This window comes from Streptomyces sp. NPDC006335 (assembly GCF_040612795.1).
Lineage (GTDB): Bacteria > Actinomycetota > Actinomycetes > Streptomycetales > Streptomycetaceae > Streptomyces.
Window position 1 is genome coordinate 298,312 of sequence record NZ_JBEXQX010000006.1, and the last position, 23,850, is coordinate 322,161.

The following is a 23,850-nucleotide window of genomic DNA, read 5'->3' on the forward strand; positions in this document are numbered from 1 at the left end:
CTCCCCTCCCTGACCTCAGGAGCATGATGAACCCCCGCCGCACCGAACTCCTCGCAGCCGCCGCAGCCACCGTCACCGTCGTCCTGTGGGCCTCCGCCTTCGTCTCCATCCGCAGCGCGGGCGCCGCCTACTCCCCCGGGGCGCTGGCCCTCGGCCGGCTGCTCTCCGGCGCTCTCGCCCTGGGCGTGATCTGCCTGATACGCCGGGAAGGGCTCCCCCCACGCTCCGCCTGGCGCGGCATCGCGATCTCCGGCGTGCTGTGGTTCGGCTTCTACATGGTCGTCCTGAACTGGGGCGAACAGCAGGTGGACGCGGGCACCGCGGCCCTGGTCGTGAACATCGGCCCCCTTCTGATCGCCCTGCTCGGCGCGCGTCTGCTCGGAGACGCTATGCCACCGCGTCTGCTGGCCGGGATGGCGGTGTCCTTCGCCGGCGCTGTCACCGTGGGCCTGTCGATGTCGGACGACGGCGGCGCCTCGGTGCTCGGCGTGGTCCTGTGCCTGCTCGCGGCGATCGCCTACGCCGCCGGGGTGGTCGCGCAGAAGCCGGCCCTCGCCTCCGGGACCCCGTTGCAGGTGACGGCGTTCGGCTGCTTCGTGGGAGCCGTCGTCTGCCTCCCGTTCGCCGGGCAACTGGTGTCGGAGGCGGCCGAAGCCCCCGCCTCGGCGACCCTCAACATGGTCTACCTGGGCGTGTTCCCGACCGCTCTGGCCTTCACCACCTGGGCCTACGCCCTCGCCCGTACGACCGCCAGCCGCATGGGCGCGACCACGTACGCGGTCCCCGCGCTGGTCGTCCTGATGTCGTGGCTGGCGCTCGGCGAGGTTCCGGGACTGCTCACGCTCGCGGGAGGGGCGCTGTGCCTGGCGGGCGTGGCGGTGTCCCGCTCCCGCCGCGCCCGGGCTGCGGCTCCGGTGACGGCACCGGAGCCGCAGCCCGAGAAGACCTCAGACCCCGCGTGAACGCGCCCTGCCGGCGAGCACCTTGATGCAGAGCAGCGCGATCACCGAGAGCCCGATGATGTACCCGGACACCGCCATCGAGGTGCCGGTGGCCTCCAGCAGCAGCACCATGAGGAAGGGCGCGAGCCCTCCGCCGAGCACGGCGGCGATCTGATAGCCGAGGGAGGCGCCCGTGTACCGCATCTCGGGCGTGAACAGCTCGGCGAACAGGGCGGCCTGGGGGCCGTACATGATGCTCAGGAAGCACCCGGCGACGAACGTGCCGACCGCCAGCCACAGCAGCGACCCGGTGTCGATGAGCAGGAACATCGGTACGGCCCACAGGGCGATGCCGACCGCGCCGAGGGCGTAGATCCGGATGCGGCCGAGGCGGTCGGAGAGCGCGGCGGCGGCCGGGATCAGCACCAGCTGGGTGAGGCTGATGCAGAGCGAGACGGTGAGAACGGCACTGCGTTTCATGCCGAGTTCGCGGGTGGTGTAGTCGAGGACGCCGGTGATCAGGATGTAGAAGGTCGCGGTGTTCACGGCGAAGGAGCCGCCCGCGAGCAGGACCGTGCCGAGGTGGTGGCGGAGGATCGTGCGCAGCGGGGAGTTCTGCGCGGTCTTCTCCTGCTCGGCCAACTCCCGTTCCGCCTGCCGGAATTCGGGGGTCTCCTCGACCTTGGCGTGGATGTACCAGGCGAGCGCGAGGACGAACAGGCCGATCAGGAACGGGACGCGCCAGCCCCAGGCCGCGAAGGCGGTGTCCGTGGTGAACGCCCCGGCCAGCAGGAAGACCGTGTTGGCGGTCACCACGCCGATGGGGACGCCGAGTTGGACGACGCTGCCGTAGAGGCCGCGCTTGCCCTCGGGGGCGTACTCGGTGGCCAGCAGCATCGCGCCGCCCCACTGCGCGCCGACCGCGACGCCCTGTACGACGCGCAGGAGGACGAGCAGGATCGGGGCGGCGACGCCGATCGTGTCGTAGGTGGGCAGGAGGCCTATGCCGGTGGTGGCGATGCCCATGAGCGTGAGGGCGAGCACCAGCATGGGCTTGCGGCCGCGCTTGTCGCCGATCTGTCCGGCGACGACGCCACCGATCGGGCGGGCCAGGAAGCCGACGGCGAAGGTGGCGAAGGCGGCGAGGACGCCGGCGGTGGAGCTGCCCGCCGGGAAGTACAGATCGCCGAGGACGAGGGCGGCGGCTATGCCGAAGACGAAGTAGTCGTACCACTCGACGGCGGAGGCGAGCGCGGCCGCGGTCGCGACGCGACGGCGGTGGGGAGACGCCGGCGCGGCTACGGAAGTGGGGTGAGCGGAAGGAGCCGTGTCCATGTGGTGCACACTCCGGTGGGTGCGTGGGGACCTTGGCGGCTGAACATACTGACCGGACGGTATGGGGTCAACGGTTGTACGGGAAGGTTGCCCGGAGCACCTGTGGCGGGGCTCCGGGCGACCGTCGGTCAGAACACCACCAGTGCCCTGCCGCCCTTGCCCGCCAGCATGTTGTCGAACGCCGCCGGGATCCCGTCGAGTGCGATCCGCTCGGTCACCAGCATCCCGAGGTCCAGGCGGCCCGCCCGGACGTGCTCGGCGAGCACCGGGAGGTCCTCGGCCGGGTTCGCGTTGCCGTAGACGCAGCCCGCGAGGGTGCGGCCCCAGTGGAAGATCTCCAGGGCGTTGAAGGTGACCTGCTGGTCCTTGCCGCCGATGCCGACGACCGTCGTACGGCCGCCCCGGCGGGTGGAGTCCCAGGCCGTGCGGATGGTCGAGGCGCGGCCGACGCACTCGACGGCGACGTCGACGCCCTGCTTCCCGGTCAGGCCCCTGATCTCGCGGGCGGTGTTCTCGGAGGCGATCACGTAGTCGGTGGCCCCGGCGGCACGGGCCAACTCCTCCTTCTCCGGGGAGACATCGACCGCGACGATCCTCGACGCGCCCGCGATCCGGGCGGCCTGGAGCGCGGCGAGGCCCACTCCCCCGACCCCGTACACCGCGACCGTCTCGCCCTCCCGGACCCGGGCCGAGTGGTGGACGGCGCCGTAGCCGGTGAGGACCGCACAGCCCAGCAGGGCGGCGTCGGTGAGTGGGACGCCCTCGGGGAGGGGCAGGAGGCAGGACTGGGACACGACCGTCTCCTCGGCGAACGCGGCGACGTTCAGGCCGGGATGGAGGTCGGTGCCGTCGGCGCTGCGGGCGTAGACGTCGGCGGCGCCGTTGAGGGCGTTGGCGCACAGCCAGACCTCGCCGAGCACGCAGGCGTGGCAACTGCCGCAGGAGGGTGCCCAGTTGAGGACGACTTCGGCGCCGGGCGCCACGCTGGTGACCCCCTCGCCCACGGCGACGACCGTGCCCGCGCCCTCGTGGCCGAGGACGGCCGGGACGGGGACGCGCATGGTGCCGTTGGACAGGGACAGGTCGGAGTGGCAGACCCCGGCGGCGGCGAGGCGGACGCGGACCTGGCCGGGGCCGGGGTCCGGGAGGTCGATGTCGGTGACCTCCAGGGGAGCGCCCACGGCGGGAAGGACGGCGGCACGAACCACGGGAAGGCTCCTCAGAACTGGAGGGACTTGGTCTGGAGGTACTCGGCGAGACCGTGCGAGCCGAGCTCGCGGCCGACGCCGGACTGCTTGTAACCGCCGAACGGGGCAAGGGGGTTGAAGCGGCCGCCGTTGATGTCGACCTGCCCGGTGTCCATGCGGCGGGCGAAGGCCACCGCCTCCGCCTCGTCACCGGCCCAGACGGCGCCCGCGAGGCCGTAGACCGTGCCGTTGGCGATGCGCAGGGCGTCCTCCTCGTCCTCGTAGCGCAGGACGGACAGGACCGGTCCGAAGATCTCCTCCTGGGCGATCGTCATCTCGGGGGTCACGTCGGCGAAGACGGTCGGGGCGACGAAGTAGCCCTGCTCGCGCGGGGATTCGGGCCCGCCGGCGACCAGTCGGGCGCCCTCGGCCACCCCCTTCTCGATGTAACCGCGCACCCTCGCCTGCTGCTTGGCGTTGACGACGGGTCCGATGCGCTCTCCGTACTTCGCGGCGGCGCCGGCGGCGAGTTCGACGGCCTCGTCGTACTGGTCCGTGTGCACCAGCATCCGGGTCCAGGCACTGCATGTCTGGCCGGAGTTGGACATCACGTTGGCGACGCCGACGTTGACCGCCTTGGCGAGGTCGGCGCTCGGCAGGATGACGTTGGCGGACTTGCCGCCCAGTTCCAGGGCTACCTTCTTCAGTGCGGCACCGGCGGTGGCGCCGATCCGCCGACCGACCGCGGTGGAGCCGGTGAAGGAGACCAGGTCGACGTCCGGATGCTCGGCGAGCGCCTGTCCCGCGACCGGGCCGAGGCCGGTGACCAGGTTGAAGACACCGGCCGGGACGCCGGCCTCGTGGACCGCCTCGGCGAAGAGCTGGGCGACCAGCGGGGTGTCCTCGGCGGGCTTGAGGACGACCGTGCAGCCCGCGGCGAGGGCCGGGGCGACCTTGGCGACGATCTGGTGGAGCGGGTAGTTCCAGGGCGTGATCGCGGCGACCACTCCGATCGGCTCCTGGTGGACGGTGGAGTTGCCGACCTTCTCCTCGAAGGGGTGGGTCGCGGCGAGCTCCGCGTAGGAGGCGGCGACCGCGACGGGGACGGCGGCGTGGACGTTCTGCGAGAACTTCAGCGGCGAGCCGAGCTCGGCGGTGACCGTCTCGGCGATCTCGTCCTTGCGGGCGGCGAGGACGTCCCGGAGGGCGGCCAGGCGGGCTGCCCGCTCGGCCGGAGCGGTGGCGGCCCAGGCCGGGAGGGCGGTACGGGCGGCCCGTACCGCGAGGTCGACGTCCTCGGCGGTGCCGGCCGGTACCCGCGCGATGACCTGCTCGTCGGCCGGGTTCACGACCTCGATCACGTCCGGGCCGGTGGCCGGGCGCCACTCGCCGTCGATGTACATGCCGTCGTGCGCCTTCATGGTGCGTCCTCCCGGGCTGGGCCGTGACGTGCTTGTCGTCCGGCTCATAAACTAGCGGCGATAGTTTTCTGGCGCCAGAGCAGGGCCGGACCGGCGGAAGCCGAGCCCGACTCCCCTGTCGACGAAGGCCATGGTGCCCGTCGGTCACGGCCCTTTGCCGTCCCGCCACTGCGTGCCGCGGAAGAGCCGCGTCGCGATGTACGACGCCCCGCGCTCCGGCGCCGAGGAGCCGGCCTCGGCGAGGGCGACGTGGGCGTCCTCACTCGTCCAGGTCCGGCAGGTGGTCCGGGGACGGGCAGATGCGTTCGCCGTGCTGGTCGAAGACGAAGAGGTGGGAGATGTCGACGAGGAGGGGGATCTGCATGCCGCGGCGCAGGTCGATGTCCGGGGTGGTGCGGACGACCAGGTCTCCGGGGAGGCGGGGGTCGGCCGTCGGGGGCTCGGGGTCCGGCGGGTCCTCCAGGACCACGACGGGGCCGGCGCGGAGGGAGACCGCGCGTTCTCTCAGGCGGTCCAGGACCGTGCCCTCGCGGCGCCGGCGCCGGGGCGGGCGGACGGCGGGGCGCGGGGCCTCCAGGTCCGGGACGAAGGCGGGACGGGAGCCGGTGTTGAAGTGGACGAGGACCTCGTGGCCCTGGAACTCCACGTGCTCCACCAGACCGGTGATCGGCATCTCCCCGGGCCGCGCGGCAGTCCGCTGGGCGATGCGGATCGCCTCCGAGCGCAGGCCCACGATCACCTCACGGCCCTGCTGGACGCGGAGCAGCTGGTGGTCCAGGGAGAGGGGTTCGGGCAGCCGCAGGTACTGCTTGCCGAGGCTGATGGTCATCGCGCCGTCCAGCGGGGCCCGGACCACCCCGCGCAGCAGGTTGATGCGCGGGGTGCCGATGAAGGCGGCGACGAAGACGTTGCGGGGCAGCGCGTACACCGAGCGCGGAGAACCGACCTGCTGGAGGACTCCGCCGCGCAGGACGGCGACGCGGTCGCCGAGCGACATGGCCTCGGCCTGGTCGTGGGTGACGTAGACCGTGGTGACGCCCAACTCCCGGGTCAGTGCGGCTATTTCGGCCCGCAGGTGGTTGCGGAGCTTGGCGTCGAGGTTGGACAGCGGCTCGTCCATGAGGAAGGCGGAGGGGTGGCGGGAGATGGCCCGGCCCATCGCCACGCGCTGGCGTTCACCGCCGGAGAGCTGGGCCGGGTAGCGGTCGAGGAGGTCCTCGATGCCCAGCATGCGGGCGGTGGCGTCCACGCGGGCCCGGGGGTCCTCGCCGGGGGCCTCGATGCGCAGCGGGAAGCCTATGTTCCCGCGGCTGGTCATGTTCGGGTAGAGGGCGAAGTTCTGGAACACCATCGCCATTCGCCGCTCGGCGGGCAGCAGGTCGTTGGCGTACTCGCCGTCGAGCCTGAGCTCGCCCTCGGTGATCTCCTCCAGTCCGGCGATCATCCTGAGCACGGTGGATTTTCCGCAGCCGGAGGGGCCGAGCAGGACGAGGAACTCGCCGGGCGCGATGTCCAGCGAGAGCCGGTCCACCACCCGGTTGCCCCGCGTGTAGGTCTTGCTCACGTGGTGCAGAGATATGGCGCGTGTCATGACGGTGCCCCCGGGGGCTGGATCAGGCGCTGGTGCTCCGCGGTCAGAGGCCCCGTGCGGGTCGTACGGGGCTGTGAGTCACGGAAGTTAACGGAATGCACGCGGCCGGGGGAAGAGACCGGGCGGGATCGGGTGCTTCGGTCCAGCCTGCGAGATGACGGCCGGCCGGATCCAGCACGCCGACGCCGTCTCCGGAACGCCGTCAAGCCCTCCGGGACGCCCTCACGCCCTGCCGCCTCGCGCACCCCCAAGCCCTCCGAGACGCCCTCACGCCCTACCTCCTCAGCGCACCGTCACACCCTCCGGGACGCCCTCACGCCCTGCCGCCTCGCGCACCGTCACACCCTCCGGGACCCCCTCACGCCCCTCCGCTTCAGCGCACCGTCGTGCTCTCCGAGGCGCCCTGGCTCGCGGGCGGGCTCTCGCTCCTCGGCGGGACACCCTGACTCACTGGCGGGCCCACGCTCTCCGGCACTCCCTGGCTCACGGGCGGGCTCTCGCTCTTCGACGCCCCCTCGCTCCAGGCCAGGCCTTCATTCCTCGGCGCTGCCTCGCTCCCGGCCAGGGCCGCGCTCTTCGGCGCCCCCTGGCTCGCGGGCACGCCCTGACTCCCGGCCAAGCCCTCGGTGTTCGGCACCCCCTGACGCGCGGGCACGCTCCCGCTCCCGGTCGGCCCCTCGCTCTTCGGCGCGCCCCCACTCCCGGGCAGGGTCCCGGTCCCCGGAGCGGCCTGGCTCGGGGGCGTCCCCACGCTCTTCGGCGACGGCACGCTCTTCGGCGCCCGCGCCTCGCGGGTCCGGGTGAGGTGGGCGAAGACGACGACGTTGCTGGTGTAGCCCGTACGCCGGTTGAAGAGCCCGCCGCAGGTGATCACGCGGAGCTCCGGGCGCCGTGCCGGGCCGTAGACCTCCTTGTCGGGGAAGCCCGCCTTGTCGAAGATCTTCACGCGGTCCACGGTGTAGACGGCGGTACGGCCGTCCGCGCGCGCCGCCTCGATCACTTTGCCGGGCTTCACCTGGGCGAGCGCGGCGAAGACGGCGGGGCCGGTCCTGGTGTCGCGGTGGCCGACGGCGATCGCGGTACCGGACTCGCCGGGCGTGGCGCCGCCCCGGTACCAGCCCACGAGCTTCGGCTTGTCGACCGGCGGGGTGGCCAGCTCCCGGCCCTTGGTGAGCCCGAGGCCGGTGACCGGGGCGTCGATGCCCAGGGACGGGATGCGGAAGGCCGTCGGCCGGGACCGGGGCAGCGGGCGGGGTGGCGGTGTGCGGGTGGGCTTGGGGCGGGCGGAGGGGGCCGGTTCGCCGGCCGCCTCCGCTTCGGGACCGGCGGCCACCACGGTGTCCGGACCGTCGGGCCCGTCCGGAGCGGTCGACTCGTCGTCACCCGTACACCGGACCCCCACCGTCACCAGGACGACCGTGAGCAGGGCCGTCCTGGTGAGGCGGTAGGCGCGGGTCCGGTACCAGGGCCTGCGTCTGCGCCTACGCGGCGCCATTGGGCCGACGGCGGTTCATCCGGAAGTACGCGACACCGCCGACCGCCACCAGGCCGACGGCCCCCGCGGCGGTGACCGGCGCGAACGCGGCCGCGGTGTCGACGAGACCGCCGCCACCCGCGTGCACACCGCCCTTCGGGCCGCCGCCCTCGTTGTGACCCCAGCCGGCGCCCTGCTGGTCCTCGATCTGGTCGCCCGCCCGGCGCTCCCCGTCCCGCTTGCCGTCGTGGCAGTTGACGCGGAAGACCTTCTCCTTGGGGGCGCCCGCCACGATCCAGGTGAGCTTGTACTGTCCGTCCGCCACACCCAGCGGGTCGGTGTGACCGGCGCCCCCGGCGAGCTGGATGGTGCCGGCGACGGTGGCGGCGGTGGGCAGCGGGGGCTGGGGCGTGATGGTGTAGGCGATGGTCGTGAGGACGTCGAAGTTGACGGCGTCCAGGTAGAACTTGCAGACCCGCGGATCATCCTTCGAGACGCCAAAGGGCACGCCCACGTGGTGGATGCGGATGTCGCCGTTCTCGCCGGCGGCCGACGCCGTCGGCGCAGCCACCCAGGACGCGCCGGCCGCGGCGAGGGCGGTGAGGACGACCGTGGCGCCCGCTCGGACGCGGAAGGTACGTGGGAGTGTCAGGGTGGGCATGCGCGCTCCTCCGAATTCAGACGATTTCCATACAAATCGCTCTTTCGGCAGCACTCTCCTTCATGCGCGCGACGGTCGGCCGCATCGGTGCCCGGCGCGCCGTCAGATATCGCTCGTGCGGCGCAATCCCGGGCGCTCGGGCCGCTTGCCCGTGGCCGGACCGTCCCCTTCGGACCGCCCCGGCGACCGCAGCGCCACCCCGGCCGACAGCAGCAGCAAGGTCCCGAGCATCACGAACGGCGCGGCCACACCCACGAGTCCCGCGACCAGGCCCGCGGTGGCCGGTGCCGCGACCTGGCCGAGACGGTTGCCGGTCAGCCGCAGGGCGAGGGCGGTGGAGCGGGCGCCGTCGGGAGCCGCCTGGACGACGGTGGTCATGGACAGCGGCTGTCCCACGCCGAGACAGAAGCCCAGCATCGCGAGCATGACGGCCAGCGCCCACACCGGGACCGGCAGGGCGATGCCCGCGCACAGCAGGGCCGCCAGCAGACACGTCACGGTGAGGAGCAGCGCGCGCCCGAGCAGCCGTAGCAGCGGAGTGAGCACCAGGCGGCAGGCGATCGTGGCCGCCGCGCGCAGGCTCAGCAGCAGGCCGATCACCGAGGGGGCGATGCCCCGGTGCTCGCCGACCACCGGGAGGTACGCGGTGAGGATGTCCGTGGCGGACAGCACGGACAGACTCACGAAGATGCCCCCGGGCACGCCCCGGGACCGCAGGATGCGTCCGACGGGGACCCGATCGCTCTGTCCCTCACGGGAGTTGGCCGCCGTGTCGCGGTGCTCGATGCGCCACAGCGAGGTGCACGCGACCGCCGCACCGGCGCCCGAGACGAGCAGCGCGAGCGCGCTCGTGCCCGCCATGTCGGAGCCGCCGATCAGCGCGCCCGCCGCGACCGGGCCGATCAGTTGGCCGAGGGAGGCGCCGATGGTGAAGTGACCGAAGTTCCGGTCCTGTTCGTGCGGAGCGGACTGGCGGGCGACGAGGGACTGGGCGCCGATGACGAAGCAGAGGTGACCGAGGCCCATCACCCCGCTCCAGACGGCCATGGCCCAGAGGGTGTCCGCCATGCCGCTGAGCGCGCAGCCGCCGGATATCAGCACCACGCCGACTGGCAGCAGCGGCGCGCACCGCCCGTGGTCGGTACGGCGACCGAGCGGTACGGCGGCGAAGAGCGGGAGCAGGGCGTACACACCGGCGATGACACCGATCGCGCGCTCGTCCGCGCCCAGCGCGAGGGCCCGGTAGGAGACGGCGGGCCGTGCCATCGACACCGCCCCCTGCGCGAAGCTGAAGGCGATGACGAGGCGGAGCAGCCAGCCGCGGTTCTCACCGGGCGCCATGAGCGAGTCCTCCGTGGACGTGAGGAAGTGGATCAGATGATGCCGAAGAGGATGCCCGCGCCGAGGATCAACAGGCACGTGAGCGCGGCCCACTTGACCACGAACCTGGTGTGGTCGCCGAACTCCACCTTGGCCATGCCGACCAGGACGTACACGGCCGGGACGAGCGGGCTCGACATGTGCAGCGGCTGGCCGACGAGCGAGGCGCGGGCCATCTCCAGCGGGGAGACACCGTGTGCCGCGCCGGCCTCGGCGAGGACCGGGAGGACACCGAAGTAGAAGCCGTCGTTCGACATGAAGTAGGTCAGCGGGAGGCTCAGGACACCGGTGACCAGGGCCATGTGCGGACCCATGCCCTCGGGGATGACGTCGACCATCCAGCGGGCCATGTGGTCGACCATGCCGGTGCCCTGGAGGACGCCGGTGAAGACGGCGGCGGCGAAGACCATGCCGGAGACGTTGAGGACGTTGTCGGCGTGGGCGGCCAGGCGGGCCTTCTGGTCCGGGATGTGCGGGAAGTTCACGGTGAGCGCGAGCGCGGCGCCGAGCAGGAACAGCACCGGGATCGGCAGCCACTCCATGATCATGGAGGTGAGCAGGGTGGCCGTGAGCAGCGCGTTGAACCAGTACAGCTTGGGGCGCAGGGTGGGGCGGTTGGGGTCGAGGACCTGGAAGCGCTCGGCGTCGCCGGCCTCGTCGTCGGCGTCGGTGCCGGAGCCCGAACCGCCGGTGCCCAGCGCGCCCTTGGCCGTGCCGGATCCACCGGACCCGCCGGAACCCGCGCCGACCAGGACCGCCTCGGTCGCCTTCTCCTCGACGGGCTCCTCGACCAGGACGTCGCCCAGCGTCAGTGTGCCCAGCCGCTTGCGCTCACGCATGCCGAGGACGTACGAGAGGACGAAGACGCCGAGGAGGCCGACGGCGAGGGCCGGGATCATCGGGACGAAGATGTCGCTGGCGTCGAGCTTCAGCGCGGTCGCGGCGCGGGCTGTCGGACCGCCCCAGGGCAGTGTGTTCATCACGCCGTTGGCCATGGCGGCGACACCGGTCATCACGACCAGGCTCATCTTCAGGCGCTTGTACAGGGGGTACATCGCCGAGACGGTGATCATGAAGGTGGTCGAGCCGTCGCCGTCCAGCGAGACGATCGCGGCGAGGATCGCCGTGCCGACGACGATCCGCATCGGGTCGGCCTTCGCGAACTTCAGGATCCCCCGCACGACCGGGTCGAAGAGACCGACGTCGATCATCACGCCGAAGTAGACGATCGCGAACATGAGCATCGCCGCGGTGGGGGCGAGGCTGGTGACGCCTTCGATGACGTAGTCACCGAGCTTGGCGCCCTTCCCGACGAAGACGCAGAACAGGGCCGGGATCAGTACGAGCGCCGCGATCGGCGACATCTTCTTCATCATGATCAGGACCAGGAAGGTCGCGATCATGGCGAAGCCGAGGATGGTCAGCATGAGTGGATACCTAACGTTCGCCCTTGAACTCCCACCGGAGTCGGCAGTGCGATGACGTTAGGTCTCGTCAAGTGGCGTTAACAAGACGTTGACATGCGAGCAATAAGCGCAAAACTGCTGGTCACGGCTTTGCGCTGCTCACAGGGCCACTACGGCGGCCAGTTCCACGGGTACGCCGTTGAGGACCGCGTTGCCCGAGAGCGGGTCGAGCAGGCTGCCGTCGAGGAGCTGGTTGACGTTGACGCCGGGGTCCTTGGCCGCGTGGCCGAGCCGGGTGCCGGGCCGGTCGTGGCCCCAGCCGTGCGGCAGGCTGACCACGCCGGGGCGCACGCCGTCGGTGACCTCGGCCTCGGTGACCACCTCTCCCCCGGCGCCCTTGACCCGCACCGCGGCACCGTCCTTCAGGCCCAGCCGTTCGGCGTCCTCGGGGTGGATGTGCAGGGTGCAGCGGTTGGTGCCGCCGGTGAGGACGGGGACGTTGTGCATCCAGCTGTTGTTGGAGCGCAGATGCCGGCGGCCGACCAGGACGAGCCCGTCGGCTTGACGAACGAGGGCTTCCCGCAGCCGGGGCAGGTCGTCCGCGATGGGCTGCGGCAGCAGCTCGACCTTCCCGCTCCTGGTCTTCAGCGGCTGCGGCAGCCGGGATCGCAACGCTCCGAGGTCGATGCCGTGCGGATGCGCGAGCAGCTTCGTGAGGCTCAGCCCGTCCGGTCGTACGCCGAAGCCGTCGCCGTAGGGGCCGAGGCGGAGCATCATGTCGAGCCGCCGCTCGGGGCCGGTGTCGCCCTTCAACAGCGCCGCCAGCTCGTGCGGCTCCCGGCCGTGCACGGGCGAGTGGGCGTCCTTGACGGCCTTGCCGAGGGTCTGGCCGATGACGAGGTCGTCCACGGCGGACGGGTCGGCACCGTGCATGCCGGTCGCGGCGAGGACCAGCCGGGCGAGGATCTCGGTCTCCGCCATCCGGCCGGGCTCCAGCGGGACGGCGGGGCGGGTGTAGCGGACCTGGTTGCGCACGGCGAGGGTGTTGAAGGCGAAGTCGTGGTGCGGGCTCTGGGAGGGCGGGGGCGGCGGCAGCACGACGTGGGCGTGGCGCGAGGTCTCGTTCAGGTACGGGTCCACGCTGACCATGAAGTCGAGCGAGCCGAGGGCCTTGTCGAGCCGGTCACCGTCGGGGGCGGAGAGGACCGGGTTGGCGGCGACGGCGATCAGGGCCCGGATCGGCTCGCCCTCCGCGGTCGCGGTGTCGATCTCCTCGGCGAGCGCGGAGAGCGGCAACTCTCCCTTGGCCTCGGGGTGTTGGCTCACCCGGGAGTGCCAGCGCCCGAGCGCGAAGCCATGGCTGGGGCCCGCGGGCCGGGGCGTGCGGTCGGTGGCGGCCTGCGGGAAGAGCGCGCCGCCGGGCCGGTCGAGGTTGCCGGTGAGGATGTTGAGCACGTCGACGAGCCAGCTCGCCAGGGTGCCGTGCGGGACCGTGCAGCTGCCGATACGGCCGTATACGGCGGCCGTTGGAGCCGCGGCGAGTTCGCGGGCGAGGGTGCGGATGGTGTCGGCGTCGACGTCACAGGGCTCGGCGACGGCCTCGGGGGTGAAGTCGCGCAGGGACGACCGGAGTTCGTCGATCCCCTGCAGGAGAGAGGTCACCCCCCCCGTGTCCACGAGGTCTTCCTCGAAGAGCGTGTACGCCGTCGCCGCGAGGAGAAGCGCGTCCGTGCCGGGCCGGACGGCGATGTGCCGGTCGGCGAGCCTGGCGGTGCGGGTACGGCGGGGGTCGATGACGGTGAGGGTGCCGCCGCGGGCCTTGAGCGCCTTGAGCCTGCCGGGGAAGTCGGGGGCGGTGCACAGACTCCCGTTGGATTCCAGGGGGTTGGCGCCGATGAGGAGCAGGTGGTCGGTGAGGTCGAGGTCGGGCACGGGGATGGCGTTGGCGTCGCCGAACAGCAGTCCGCTGGAGACGTGCTTGGGCATCTGGTCGACCGTGGAGGCGGTGAAGACGCTGCGGGTGCCGAGGCCGGCGAGCAGGACCGGCGGGTAGAGGGCGCCGGCCATGGTGTGGACGTTGGGATTGCCGAGGACGACTCCGACGGCGTTCGCCCCCTGCCGGTCGACGACCGCCCGGATCCCGGCGGCGACCGCGTCGAAGGCCTCCTCCCAGGTGGCCTCGCGCAGCTCCCCGTCCCGGCGCACGAGGGGGGTGCACAGCCGGTCGGGGTCCCCGTCGACGGCGCCGAAGGCGGCGCCCTTCGGGCAGATGAACCCCTTGCTGAACACGTCGTCGCGGTCCCCGCGGGCGCCGGTGACCCGGGTCCCCTCGACGGTGAGTGTCAGACCACAGGTGGCCTCGCACAGGGGGCAGATGCGCAGAGCGGTGCGGGACACGGGTCCTCCCGGGGCAGCGGTGCCTGTCGCGGTGAGCATACCGACCAGTAGGGATGGAAGGGAGGGGCTGTGGACGGTCGGTCAGTCCAGAACCCTCGCCAGGTAGGCGCGCAGCATCTCCCTGGCCTCCTGGATGATCCGCTCGTCCCCCTCAGGCTCCATCCGGAAGGCCAGGTGGACCAGGGTGTCGGCGGTCTCCACGGCGATGAGGAAGGTGCGGCGCAGGTCGTCGTCCGGTTCGCGGGAGAGGTAACCGGAGAGGAGGTCGGTGAGGCGGTCGGCGACGCGGTGGTTGGGTTCGGCGTGCCGGGCGCCCACGGGGATCTGGTTGCCGAAGTCGACGAGGGAGAAGCCGGGGGCGGTGCGCTTCATGGCGAGGTACTCGTCGAGGACGACGTCCATCGCCGTACGCCAGCCTCCTTCCTCGCCCGACTCCCTGAGCCGTTCGGTGACGCCGCCCGTGAAGCGCTCCAGGTTGCGCTGGGCCAGGGCGTCGGCCATCTGCCGCTTGTTGCCGAAGAAGCGGTAGACCGAGCCGATGGGCACGCCGGCGCGCGCGGCGACGGCGCGGGTGCTGAGGGCGTCGTAACCGACCTCGTCGAGCAGGTCGGCGCAGGCGTCGAGGATTCTGGTCAGCCGTTCGGCACTGCGCCGCTGCACGGGGGCGCGGCGAAGCGAGGTCGCTTGGGGCACGGGCTTCATGATGCCTTTCCGCCGTGGTCAGGTGAACCCCGCCACCTGGTACGGGGCCGGGGACCCACGGCACTCATCGGCTACCGCCGCTGCACGGCACGGGGTGCGCTTGCGGGACTGTGACGCCGGTGGGTGTGCCGACCTGCGAGGTCGGGGGGTGACTGCGGGTGCGCGGCACGAGGCGCGCCTCCCGGGCCGTGGCGCCAGTGCGCGGGACGACCTGCGAGGTCGGGGGGCGACTGCGGGTGCACGACACGAGAGGCGCCTCCAGCGCCGTGGCGCCACTGCGCACGCCGACCCGCAGAGTCGAGGCGTCACCGCCCACACCCCTCGCAAGCCGCGAGCCCAGGGCCGCACCCTCGACGCGCATGCCGACCTGCGGGGTCGTGACGTCACCGCCGGAACGGACAGCGGGGCGCGATCCCGAGGCTGTGGCACCGGCGTCGGCGTCGACCTGAGCGGCCGGGTGCCAACCGGCGGAGGGGCGCGCTCCCGGGACCGAGCCCCCGGCATGTACGCCGACCTGCGCAGCCCCGACGCCACCCCCCGAGCTCGCCACGGACCGCGAGCCCGAGACGTCGCCGCTCGCCCTCACCGTGAACTGCGCTCGTGACGCACGGCCGCTCGCGCTCGCCGTGTGCTGCGACGGTGACGCACCATCCCCCGCACCCAGGGCGAGCTGGGAGCCCGGAATGGCGTCCACGCTCGCCATGGCCCCCGACTCCGACCCCGCACCCCCCATCGCCTGCGGCTTCGACGCCGTCACGTCCGCCGTGCTCTCGACCGGGGTGCCGTCGACGGCCCAGACCGTGCCGTCGTCGGCGTAGAGGCGGGCGGTGACCTTGTGGGTGCCCTGGGGGACGTACGCGGCCGGGAGGCGGCAGGACGGGGTGCGCAGGGTGGTGACGGGGCGGTCGTCCACGAAGAGGACGGCGAATCCGCGGCCGGAGACCGCCTTCGCCTTCGTCGTGGCGGGCGAGAAGGCGAAGTTCTGGACGGTCAGCCGCACGCTCCAGCCGTCGGCGGCGTCCGGCTGCACCACTATGCCGACGTCGGGGGCGTTCTCCTGGTCGACCTCCCGGTAGTGCCGCCCCTCGTGATCGGTGTCGTCGAGGACCTTGCCCACCGGTGAGACCGACTGTCCGTCCTTGTGTTTCCGTGCCCCATCGGCGCCACAGCTCACGGATCCGGTCACCAGCAGGACACAGACCGCGAGCAGGGCAAGGAGTCCCCGCGTCCACGACATGCCGGGGAGCGTAGAACACCGGTACGACAACGCGAATCCCCCTGGGGTCTGGTTCTCCTTGTCCTCCCTGAGGAGGTCACGGCCGGGAGATCGGTTCCAGGGGACGACCCCTTGCGCCGGGGAAAACGCAATCCTACGGTGTTCCATAGGAATCAGAACGCAAGGGAGCGATCATGAGCGGGGACGCAGCGATCACGCGCGGCGACGCACGCAAGACCGCCGAGGGCCTGACCCACCTCTCCGGATTCGGCAACGAGCACGCCTCGGAGGCCGTCCCGGGCGCCCTCCCCCAGGGCCGCAACGCCCCGCAGCGCGCCCCCCTCGGCCTGTACGCGGAGCAGCTCAGCGGTACGGCGTTCACCGAGCCGCGCGCCCACAACCGCCGCTCCTGGCTGTACCGGATCCGCCCGTCGGCCGCGCACCCGGCGTTCACCCACACCCACAACGGCCGGATCCGTACGGCCCCGTTCACCGAGTCGGTCCCGGACCCGAACCGGCTGCGCTGGGACCCGCTGCCGGAGCCCCCCGAGGGCACCGACTTCCTCGCCGGCCTGTGGACCCTCGGCGGCAACGGCGACGTCACCCAGCGCACCGGCATGGCCGTGCACCTCTACCACGCCACCGACTCCATGGACCGCGTCTTCAGCGACGCCGACGGCGAGTTGCTGATCGTCCCGGAGCGCGGCGGGCTGCTGCTGCGCACGGAGTTCGGGCTGCTTCATGTGGAGCCAGGACATGTGGCGCTGATCCCTCGCGGGGTGCGCTTCCGTGTGGAGCTGCTCGACGAGTCGGCCCGGGGTTATGTGTGCGAGAACTATGGCGCTCCCTTCCAGCTCCCCGACCTCGGCCCGATCGGCGCCAACGGCCTCGCCAACGCCCGTGACTTCCTCGCCCCCGTCGCCGCGTACGAGGACGTCGAGGGGCCGGTGGAGGTGGTCAACAAGTTCTGCGGCAACCTCTGGACGGCGACCTACGACCACTCCCCGCTCGACGTCGTCGCCTGGCACGGCAACCACGTGCCGTACGTCTACGACCTGCGCCGCTTCAACGTCATCGGCTCCATCTCCTACGACCACCCCGACCCGTCGATCTTCACCGTGCTGACGTCCCCGTCGGACACCCCCGGGCTGGCCGGCGTCGACTTCGTCGTGTTCGCACCGCGCTGGCTGGTCGGCGAGGACACCTTCCGGCCGCCGTACTTCCACCGGAACGTGATGAGCGAGTACATGGGCCTGATCGAGGGCGCCTACGACGCGAAGACCGCCGGGAAGGGGGGATTCGTACCGGGCGGCGGCTCGCTGCACAACATGATGTCGGCGCACGGACCCGACAAGGAGACCTTCGACCGGGCGAGCGCGGCCGAGCTCAAGCCGCAGAAGGTCGACGACGGCCTCGCGTTCATGTTCGAGACGCGCTGGCCGGTGACGCTCACCGCGCACGCGGCCCGGGCGGACCACCTCCAGTCGCACTACGACGACGTGTGGCGGGGCCTGGAACGCCACTTCCGCCCGTCGCGCTGAGCCGACCGTTGCACTGACCGATCCGCGAAAGGTACGGATAGCCCGTGACCTCCTTCGCTCCGGACTCGATCGTCCTGAACCGCAAGCTGCCGCTCTGGTACCAGGTGTCGCAGTCCCTGCGTGCCTCGATACTCGGCCGCTCCCCCCAGGACCCGCTGCGCCTGCCCACCGAGGAACAGCTCGCGGGGCACTACGGCGTGAGTGTGCTGACCATGCGGCAGGCACTGAAGGAGCTGGAGGACGAGGGGCTGATCACCCGGCACCGCCGCCGGGGCACCTTCATCGAGCCGGACGCCCGCCGGGGCAGCCCGGTCCGGCTGCTCGGCTCGGTGGACGCGATCGTGGCCCAGCAGTCCGGTATGACCACCGAGCTGCTGGAACACGGCAAGTCCGCCGTGCCGTCCGAACTCGCCGAGCACTTCCCCGAATTGGACGAGGTGACGGCGTACCACCGGCTGCGCAGCGACGAGCGGACCGGCGAGCCGACCAACCACGCGCGCAACTACGTCCGCCCCGAACTGGCCGCCCGCATCGACCCGTCCGACCTGGTGCGCTGGCCGATGACGAAGGTGCTGCGGGATGTCGTCGGAGCGGACATCAGCCGCATCACGGACACCGTGGAGGCGCGCCTCGCGGACCCCGAGACGGCCCGGCTGCTCCAAGTCCCGCTGCTCAGCCCGATCCTGCACTACACCGGTCTGGCGTACGACTCCGAGGGCCGCGTGCTGGACGCGGCGGTGATCCACTACCGGGGTGACCGCTTCTCCTTCACGGTCACCCTGGACGCCACGTGAGCCCACCGGCCCCGGCTGCCTGTCGGCGAAAGGTCGTACGATGCCCAGCGTGACGCACGACGACGCTCCGCCACTGGCGGACCTCATGCCGTGGTCCGTCGCACCGCCACGGCTGGGCCGAGGGTGGCCGACGGGCCCCGACGCGGCGTCCCTGAGAGCGCGCTGGGACGCCCTGCTGAAGGCCGAGGGGCCCGACCGGGAGGCCCTGTTCGAGCCCACCCGCTCCCGCACCCTGCGCTCGGCGGTCGGACAGCTTCCGGGGCGTACGGGCGGCACGGAACGGCTCGCCCGTGCCACCGGTCCCTGCCCGGAGCCGGTACGGGTCCTGCACGCGCCCTTCGACGAACAGTGGCTGATCCCGGACCACCGGCTGATCGACGCGGCCCGGCCCGAGCTGTGGCGGGTGGCGGACGAGGACCAGGTGTTCGTGGTGGAGACACCCACGGACGGGCAGGGCCCCCGACTCCTCGCCACCTCGCTGCTCCCCCTGCTCCGCCCGGGCCGCGTCCGCCCGCTGTACCGCCGCCCCGGCGGCACCGAACCGAACCTGGCCCCCGGGCTCCTGGAGTACCTGCGCACGCGGCTCGGGGTCCCGGTGGAGCCCTTGGACGTCCTCGCCTGGATCCTCACGGTGGTCCGCCCGGACCTCACCGTCCCGCTCACCGACGACCCCGAACTGTGGTCCCGTGGCGTCGAGTCGGGCCACCGCACTCTGTGGCTGATGCGCCGCCACGGCGACCGCCCGAAGCTCCCCGGCGGCCGACGCCCCTACGTCCGCGCGCCCCTGCCCTCCCGTCCCCTGACCCTGGACTACGACCGCGACGAGGAGGCCCTGCTGCTGGACGACGGCCGCGTCTCCCCCGTACCGCCGGAGGCCTGGGACTTCGAGGCGGGCGGAGTGCGGGTGCTGGAGCAGTGGTTCGCGGCTCGTGTCGCGGAACCGGAGCCGGGCACGCTGTCCGCGATCCGCCCGGCGACCTGGCCGCAGGCGTGGACGTCGGAGCTGCTGGAGCTGATCACCGTGCTGGCACTGCTGGCCGACCTCCAGCCGCTCCAGGACGAGTTGACCTCACAGGTCACGGCGGCCGAACTGCGCGCGGCGGGGGTGTTGCCGGTGCCGGAGAGCACGCGGAAGCCGGCGTCGGTCTTCGATCACCACGAGGAGGGCCCAGAAGGCCAGTTCGCGCTCCTGTAACTCCCTTGGGGGCGCGGGGAACTGCGCGACCAGCCACAAACGCACCCGCGCCCGGCCCGCAGACAGTCACCCCCGCGGCGCGAACCCGTCCAGCACCCGCCCCAGCATCCGCTCGAACACCGCGTCCAGATCAATGGGCCCGGCGTCCTCCGCGAACGACGCCGCCAGCCGCGGATACGCTCCCGACGCCACCTGAGCGCCCAGATACGCGATCCGCACGGCGTTCTCCTGCTCCTCCGTCCACGGCAGCGACCGCACCCGCTCGGCCGTGGAGAGCTCGTTCGAGACGTACGTGGTCACGCACCCGTTGAGCATCGCGACCAGCTCGATCTTCGTGCCGTAGGGGGCGTCCAGCGGGTCGAGACAGGCCAGGCAGTGCTCCAGGTAGCGCAGGGCGTTGGGGCTGAAGCCGTACACCCCCGACATCAGCCGCACCATCCAGGCGTGCCGGTGCATGAGCGCCTTGGTCTGGCGGGCGTTGCGGAGCATGTCGGCCCGCCAGTCCCCGGTGGGCTCGAACAGCTCGTGCTCCCCGCTGACCGCGTCCACCATCAGCTCGTACAGGTCCTCCTTGCGGGGGACGTAGTTGTACAGCGACATCGTCCCGCAGCCGATCTCGGCCGCGACATGGCGCATCGACACCGCGTCCAGCCCTCCGGCGTCGGCCAGCCGCACCGCGGCCGCCGCGATGTCCGCCCTGGTGAACGCGGGTTTCGGCCCGCGCCCCGTCCGCTCGGGACGGGCCCAGATCACTTCGGGTACGGCCGCTCGGCCCGCCATCGATCATCACCTCGACCACCATCCTAGTTACGTACAGCGTACGTAGTGCGCTATGGTCACACCATGACTTCTACGTACGCTGTACTTAGTGAAGGTCTGGAGAAGCGGTTCGGGGAGGTCCATGCCCTGCGCGGGCTGGATCTCGCGGTCGCTCCGGGCACGGTCTGCGGCATCCTCGGCCCCAACGGCGCGGGCAAGACCACGGCCCTACGGCTGCTGACCACCTTGCTGCGGCCGGACGCCGGCTCCGCGCGGGTCGCCGGGCACGACCTCGTCCGGGAACCGGAGGCGGTGCGGCGCGCCATCGCCGTCACCGGGCAGTACGCGTCGGTCGACGGGGACCTCACCGGACGGCAGAACCTCCGGCTGTTCGCCCGGCTGCACCGGGTCCGGGGGCCGGCCGAGCGGGCCGCCGAGCTGCTGGACCGCTTCGGGCTGACCGGGTCCGCCGACCGGGCCGCGTCCACCTACTCGGGCGGGATGCGCCGCCGTCTGGACCTGGCGGCGAGCCTGATCCGCCGCCCCGAGATCCTCTTCCTCGACGAGCCCACCACCGGTCTCGACCCGGCCAGTCGCACCCTCGTCCGGGACGCCGTGCGCGATCTCGCGGCGGACGGCACGACCGTGCTGCTGACCACGCAGTACCTGGAGGAGGCCGATCAACTCGCCCATGACATCGCCCTGGTGGACAAGGGCCGGGTCGCGCACACGGGTTCGCCCGCCCAGCTCAAGGCGCTGATCGGGGCCCACGTCGAGATCGTCGTCGCGGACGCGGGCGCGCTGGGCAGGGCGGCCGGTGTGCTGGACCAACTCACCGGCGGGGAGCCGTCGTTCGACCACGACCGGAACGCGGTCGGCGCGGTCACCCGGGACACCACGCTCACGCTCCCGCGGCTGGTGCGTGAACTGGACGCGGCGGGCGTGCCGTTGCTCGACGCGAGCATCCGCCCGCCGACCCTCGACGACGTCTTCCTGCGACTCACCAAGGAGCCTGCGGTATGAGCACGCTGGCCTACGACGGCACCGCGATGCTGGGCCGTCAGCTACGACGGGTCCGGAACAACCCGGGACTGCTGATCCTGACCCAGACCATGCCGATCACCATGCTGCTGTTCTTCGGCTACGTCTTCGGCAGCGCGCTGGCGATGCCGGGCGGGGAGTACCGGTCCTTCCTGGTGCCGGGCCTGCTGGTGGCGACGGCGGCGAACGGGATCATGACCGGGATGTTCCAGGCGGCCCAGGACGTCCACCGTGGCGTGACGGACCGGCTGCGCACCCTGCCGATCAGCCGGGCGGCCGTGCCGCTGGGCCAATCGGTCGCGGACGTGGTGGTGACCGCCGCCGGCATGGTGCCGTTCCTACTGGTGGGGCTCGCGGTGGGCTGGCGGATCGAGGGGTCCGCGCTCCGGGCGGTGGGCGCCGTGGCGCTGTTGCTGCTGTTCCGGTTCGCGACGACCTGGATCGGGATCTTCCTCGGTCTGCTCACCGGCAGCGAGGAGGCCGCGGGCCAGCTCGGCGGGGCGACGTTCGTCCTGCCGCTGCTGTCCAACGCCTACATCCCGACCGAGGGGCTGCCCGGGTGGCTGCGCGCCCTCGCCGAGTGGAACCCGATCAGCGCGGTGACGACGGCCCTGCGGGACCTGTTCGGCAACGCCCCCGTGCCGAAGGGGGCCGCCTGGCCGGTGGCACATCCGATCGCCGGGTCACTGATGTGGTGTGCGGCGCTGATCGCGGTCTTCGTACCGCTCGCGGTGCGCAGATACGCGCACGGCGAGGACTGAACACCTCTTGCCGGGAGGGGAGTTCAAGCCCTTCCGGGGCCCGGGCCGACCTCGGAGGCGTGCATGCCAAAGGTGTTGCGTACGGGGAGGCCGAGCCGGGGGACGGGTCCCACGCTCGGCCGACTCACCTGGATCGTGCTGCATGCCGTGGGGATGACGGACAGGATCGCAGCACGAACCGGGCGACGAGGGCTCAGTGCCCGCCGAACAGCGAACGGCGCAGTCGGCGCAGCGGCGCGAACAGCGAGACCCGGCGAACCCGAGCACCCCTGTCACTGCGCTCCTGCTTGGCGGTGTCACGCGCGGTCAGCTCGCGCATCAGTGACGTCGCCTCGGCCGCCTCGCGCTGCGGGACGGCAGGTCCCGAAAGCACCGAGAGATGGCGGTCGAGACGCGAACTGGTCGCGCTGCTCCCGCAGGTGATCGCAGGGACCCTCGCCCTGCGCACTGTTATCTGTTCCATGTCACTCCCCACCCGTACGAGTCCACCCGGCCCGGGCAGGGTAACCCTATCGCCCCGTCGGGGCACACGTGTATCGGCGTCACAGGATTCACCTTCCCCGTAAGGGCGTTGACGACCCCTCCATGATTACTCTCCGAATCCAACAGATTTCAGGGCGAGTTGGACAACCGGCTGGGTAGTGGGCTGTGGTGATCCCCCGTCGGGCTCGACCGTCACAGCGAGTGATGTCGCGGACTTGTCGAGTCCGCCGACGACCAAGGGCGTGTCGGCGGCGAAGAGCCCCAGGGAGCGCGGTTGCTCGTCGGGGCGCATGAGCCACAGTTGGCGCACGCGGCCGCTCGGGGGCGCGTCGTACCCGCTCAGGGTGACGACCGCGCGCCCCTCGGATGCGGAAGCGATCACTCCGATCGTCCGGCCCTGGGCGTCCTGCCCCCGGGTCGCGAGCGCGTCCCCGGCCTGGAGAACGTGGGCGATCTCACTGGCCTGGGCCTTCTGCGCGTCCAGTTCGTCCTGGGTCCGGTTGGCCTGGACGGCGAACAGGGAGGCGACGACGAGGGCCGCGGCCGCGGTGGCCGTCGCGAACGGCGCGAACAGGGGACGCCGCCTGCGCTGCCTGGGCGGCGGCTGGGCACCCCAGACGTGCGGCGGCAACTGCGACCTGCGCGCGCGGGCCGGCTCCGGCCGCGCGCGGGCCGGCTCGGGCCGTGCGGCGGACTCCTGCGGGATGGTGCGTACGGCGGCCAGCACCCGGTCGCGCATCGCGCTCGGCGGCGGGGCGGCGGCCGACCAGGCGAGCCGTACCGCGTCCTCGGACAACGTGCGCACTTCCGCCGCACAACTGTCGCAGTCCTTGAGGTGCCGCTCGAAGCGGGCCCGCTCGGGGGGCTCCAGCGCGTCGAGGGCGTACGGGGCCGCGAGGGAGTGCAGATCTTCCCGGCGGAAGAGGCTCATGCCGCACCTCCCAGGCACTCCCGCAAGCGGGTCAGTCCGTCACGCATCCGCGTCTTCACCGTCCCCAGCGGCAGCGAGAGCCGCTCGGCCACTTCACGGTACGTGTAGCCGTCGTAGTAGGCGAGGGTGACGGACTGGCGCTGGAGTTCGGTCAGCCGCTCCAGGCACCGGCGCACCCACTCGCGTTCCAGGCCCGCCTCGACCTCCTCGGTCACCTGGTCGAAGGCGGTGTGGTGAGCCCGGCGCGCCTCGCGCTGCTCGCGTTCACCGGCGGCGCGGGCACTGCGCACCCGGTCGACGGCGCGGCGGTGCGCGAGGGTGAGGATCCAGGACAGCGCGCTGCCCCGGCGGGGGTCGAACCGCGCGGCGGACCGCCAGGTCTCCAGCAGCACCTCCTGCGACACCTCCTCCGACTGCGCCGGATCACGCACCACGCGTCGTACGAGCCCGAACACCGGCCCGGCGACCAGCCCGTAGAGCTCCTCGAACGCCTGCTGGTCCCCACCCGCCACGAGCAACAGAAGCTCGTCCGCCTCCAACTCGCCGCCCCCTCCCGCAAAGCCGCACCTGGGCCGTCCCGTCCCTTGAGGTATTCGCAACGAACACACCTCCGGATGGGGTTACGGATCAGACG

At 72.1% G+C, this 23,850-nt stretch carries 20 protein-coding genes and 1 pseudogene; 6 read left to right on the top strand and 15 right to left on the bottom strand.

The genetic code is table 11. The annotated features are described in order from the left end of the window. Window positions 1–26 precede the first annotated feature (26 nt). Window positions 27–962, top strand: a complete 936-nt coding sequence (locus ABZ098_RS20005; protein ID WP_356593074.1) for a DMT family transporter — start codon at window positions 27–29, stop codon at window positions 960–962. On the opposite strand, the gene ABZ098_RS20010 is transcribed toward ABZ098_RS20005, so the two are convergent. From ABZ098_RS20010 to ABZ098_RS20060, 11 genes and pseudogenes are all read right to left on the bottom strand, one after another. Next, window positions 948–2,276: an MFS transporter gene (locus ABZ098_RS20010; RefSeq protein WP_356592860.1), complete on the bottom strand. Its 1,329-nt coding sequence runs from the start codon at window positions 2,274–2,276 to the stop codon at window positions 948–950. The two genes, ABZ098_RS20005 and ABZ098_RS20010, sit on opposite strands and share 15 nt — an antisense overlap. A 128-nt stretch (window positions 2,277–2,404) precedes the next feature. After that, window positions 2,405–3,484 (bottom strand): Zn-dependent alcohol dehydrogenase, encoded by a 1,080-nt coding sequence (locus ABZ098_RS20015; RefSeq protein ID WP_356592862.1) that lies wholly within the window; start codon window positions 3,482–3,484, stop codon window positions 2,405–2,407. Between the two features lie 11 nt (window positions 3,485–3,495). Then, window positions 3,496–4,884: an aldehyde dehydrogenase family protein gene (locus ABZ098_RS20020; protein ID WP_356592864.1), complete on the bottom strand. Its 1,389-nt coding sequence runs from the start codon at window positions 4,882–4,884 to the stop codon at window positions 3,496–3,498. A 259-nt stretch (window positions 4,885–5,143) separates the two neighbouring features. After that, the gene (locus tag ABZ098_RS20025; protein ID WP_356592866.1) at window positions 5,144–6,475 is read right to left on the bottom strand and encodes an ABC transporter ATP-binding protein; all 1,332 of its coding nucleotides are present in this window, start codon (window positions 6,473–6,475) and stop codon (window positions 5,144–5,146) included. A 790-nt stretch (window positions 6,476–7,265) separates the two neighbouring features. After that, window positions 7,266–7,970: pseudogene (locus ABZ098_RS20030) on the bottom strand (class F sortase); the annotation flags it as partial. Further along, on the bottom strand, window positions 7,957–8,610 hold the full coding sequence (locus ABZ098_RS20035) for a hypothetical protein (protein WP_356592868.1): 654 nt from the start codon (window positions 8,608–8,610) through the stop codon (window positions 7,957–7,959). The pseudogene ABZ098_RS20030 and the gene ABZ098_RS20035, both read right to left, overlap by 14 nt. 102 nt (window positions 8,611–8,712) lie before the next feature. Beyond that, window positions 8,713–9,951: an MFS transporter gene (locus ABZ098_RS20040; protein ID WP_356592870.1), complete on the bottom strand. Its 1,239-nt coding sequence runs from the start codon at window positions 9,949–9,951 to the stop codon at window positions 8,713–8,715. Between the two features lie 32 nt (window positions 9,952–9,983). After that, the gene (locus ABZ098_RS20045; RefSeq protein ID WP_356592872.1) at window positions 9,984–11,417 is read right to left on the bottom strand and encodes a citrate:proton symporter; all 1,434 of its coding nucleotides are present in this window, start codon (window positions 11,415–11,417) and stop codon (window positions 9,984–9,986) included. A gap of 138 nt (window positions 11,418–11,555) precedes the next feature. After that, window positions 11,556–13,793, bottom strand: a complete 2,238-nt coding sequence (locus tag ABZ098_RS20050) for a molybdopterin oxidoreductase family protein (protein WP_356592874.1) — start codon at window positions 13,791–13,793, stop codon at window positions 11,556–11,558. An 81-nt stretch (window positions 13,794–13,874) separates the two neighbouring features. Then, the gene (locus ABZ098_RS20055; RefSeq protein WP_356592876.1) at window positions 13,875–14,495 is read right to left on the bottom strand and encodes a TetR/AcrR family transcriptional regulator; all 621 of its coding nucleotides are present in this window, start codon (window positions 14,493–14,495) and stop codon (window positions 13,875–13,877) included. 64 nt (window positions 14,496–14,559) lie between these two features. Further along, window positions 14,560–15,732 carry a hypothetical protein gene (locus tag ABZ098_RS20060; RefSeq protein ID WP_356592878.1) on the bottom strand — a complete coding sequence of 391 codons (1,173 nt, stop codon included), beginning with the start codon at window positions 15,730–15,732 and terminating at the stop codon, window positions 14,560–14,562. A 173-nt stretch (window positions 15,733–15,905) separates the two neighbouring features. Here ABZ098_RS20060 and hmgA point away from each other — a divergent pair, with 173 nt between their 5' ends. The 3 genes from hmgA to ABZ098_RS20075 are packed head-to-tail and all read left to right on the top strand — an operon-like array spanning window position 15,906 to window position 19,241. Then, a complete protein-coding gene (hmgA, locus tag ABZ098_RS20065; RefSeq protein WP_356592881.1) occupies window positions 15,906–17,252 on the top strand; it encodes a homogentisate 1,2-dioxygenase in 1,347 nt (448 codons plus the stop codon). Between the two features lie 44 nt (window positions 17,253–17,296). Then, window positions 17,297–18,046 carry a GntR family transcriptional regulator gene (locus ABZ098_RS20070; protein WP_356592882.1) on the top strand — a complete coding sequence of 250 codons (750 nt, stop codon included), beginning with the start codon at window positions 17,297–17,299 and terminating at the stop codon, window positions 18,044–18,046. A gap of 40 nt (window positions 18,047–18,086) precedes the next feature. Then, window positions 18,087–19,241, top strand: coding sequence for a type ISP restriction/modification enzyme (locus tag ABZ098_RS20075; protein WP_356592884.1), 1,155 nt, complete (start codon window positions 18,087–18,089; stop codon window positions 19,239–19,241). A gap of 66 nt (window positions 19,242–19,307) precedes the next feature. Here ABZ098_RS20075 and ABZ098_RS20080 read toward each other — a convergent pair whose 3' ends face one another. Then, window positions 19,308–20,021, bottom strand: a complete 714-nt coding sequence (locus tag ABZ098_RS20080) for a TetR/AcrR family transcriptional regulator (protein ID WP_356592886.1) — start codon at window positions 20,019–20,021, stop codon at window positions 19,308–19,310. A 63-nt stretch (window positions 20,022–20,084) separates the two neighbouring features. Here ABZ098_RS20080 and ABZ098_RS20085 point away from each other — a divergent pair, with 63 nt between their 5' ends. Both ABZ098_RS20085 and ABZ098_RS20090 read left to right on the top strand, forming a co-directional pair. Beyond that, a complete protein-coding gene (locus ABZ098_RS20085; RefSeq protein ID WP_356592888.1) occupies window positions 20,085–21,023 on the top strand; it encodes an ATP-binding cassette domain-containing protein in 939 nt (312 codons plus the stop codon). Continuing rightward, window positions 21,020–21,802, top strand: coding sequence for an ABC transporter permease (locus ABZ098_RS20090; protein ID WP_356592890.1), 783 nt, complete (start codon window positions 21,020–21,022; stop codon window positions 21,800–21,802). The genes ABZ098_RS20085 and ABZ098_RS20090 overlap by 4 nt, the downstream gene beginning before the upstream one ends. A 193-nt stretch (window positions 21,803–21,995) precedes the next feature. Here ABZ098_RS20090 and ABZ098_RS20095 read toward each other — a convergent pair whose 3' ends face one another. From ABZ098_RS20095 to ABZ098_RS20105, 3 genes are all read right to left on the bottom strand, one after another. Then, on the bottom strand, window positions 21,996–22,265 hold the full coding sequence (locus ABZ098_RS20095) for a hypothetical protein (RefSeq protein WP_356592892.1): 270 nt from the start codon (window positions 22,263–22,265) through the stop codon (window positions 21,996–21,998). A 126-nt stretch (window positions 22,266–22,391) separates the two neighbouring features. Next, entirely contained in the window at window positions 22,392–23,216 is an 825-nt protein-coding gene (locus ABZ098_RS20100) for an anti-sigma factor (RefSeq protein ID WP_356592894.1), read from the bottom strand. Then, the gene (locus tag ABZ098_RS20105; protein ID WP_356592895.1) at window positions 23,213–23,755 is read right to left on the bottom strand and encodes a sigma-70 family RNA polymerase sigma factor; all 543 of its coding nucleotides are present in this window, start codon (window positions 23,753–23,755) and stop codon (window positions 23,213–23,215) included. The genes ABZ098_RS20100 and ABZ098_RS20105 overlap by 4 nt, the downstream gene beginning before the upstream one ends. Between the last annotated feature and the right edge of the window lie 95 nt (window positions 23,756–23,850).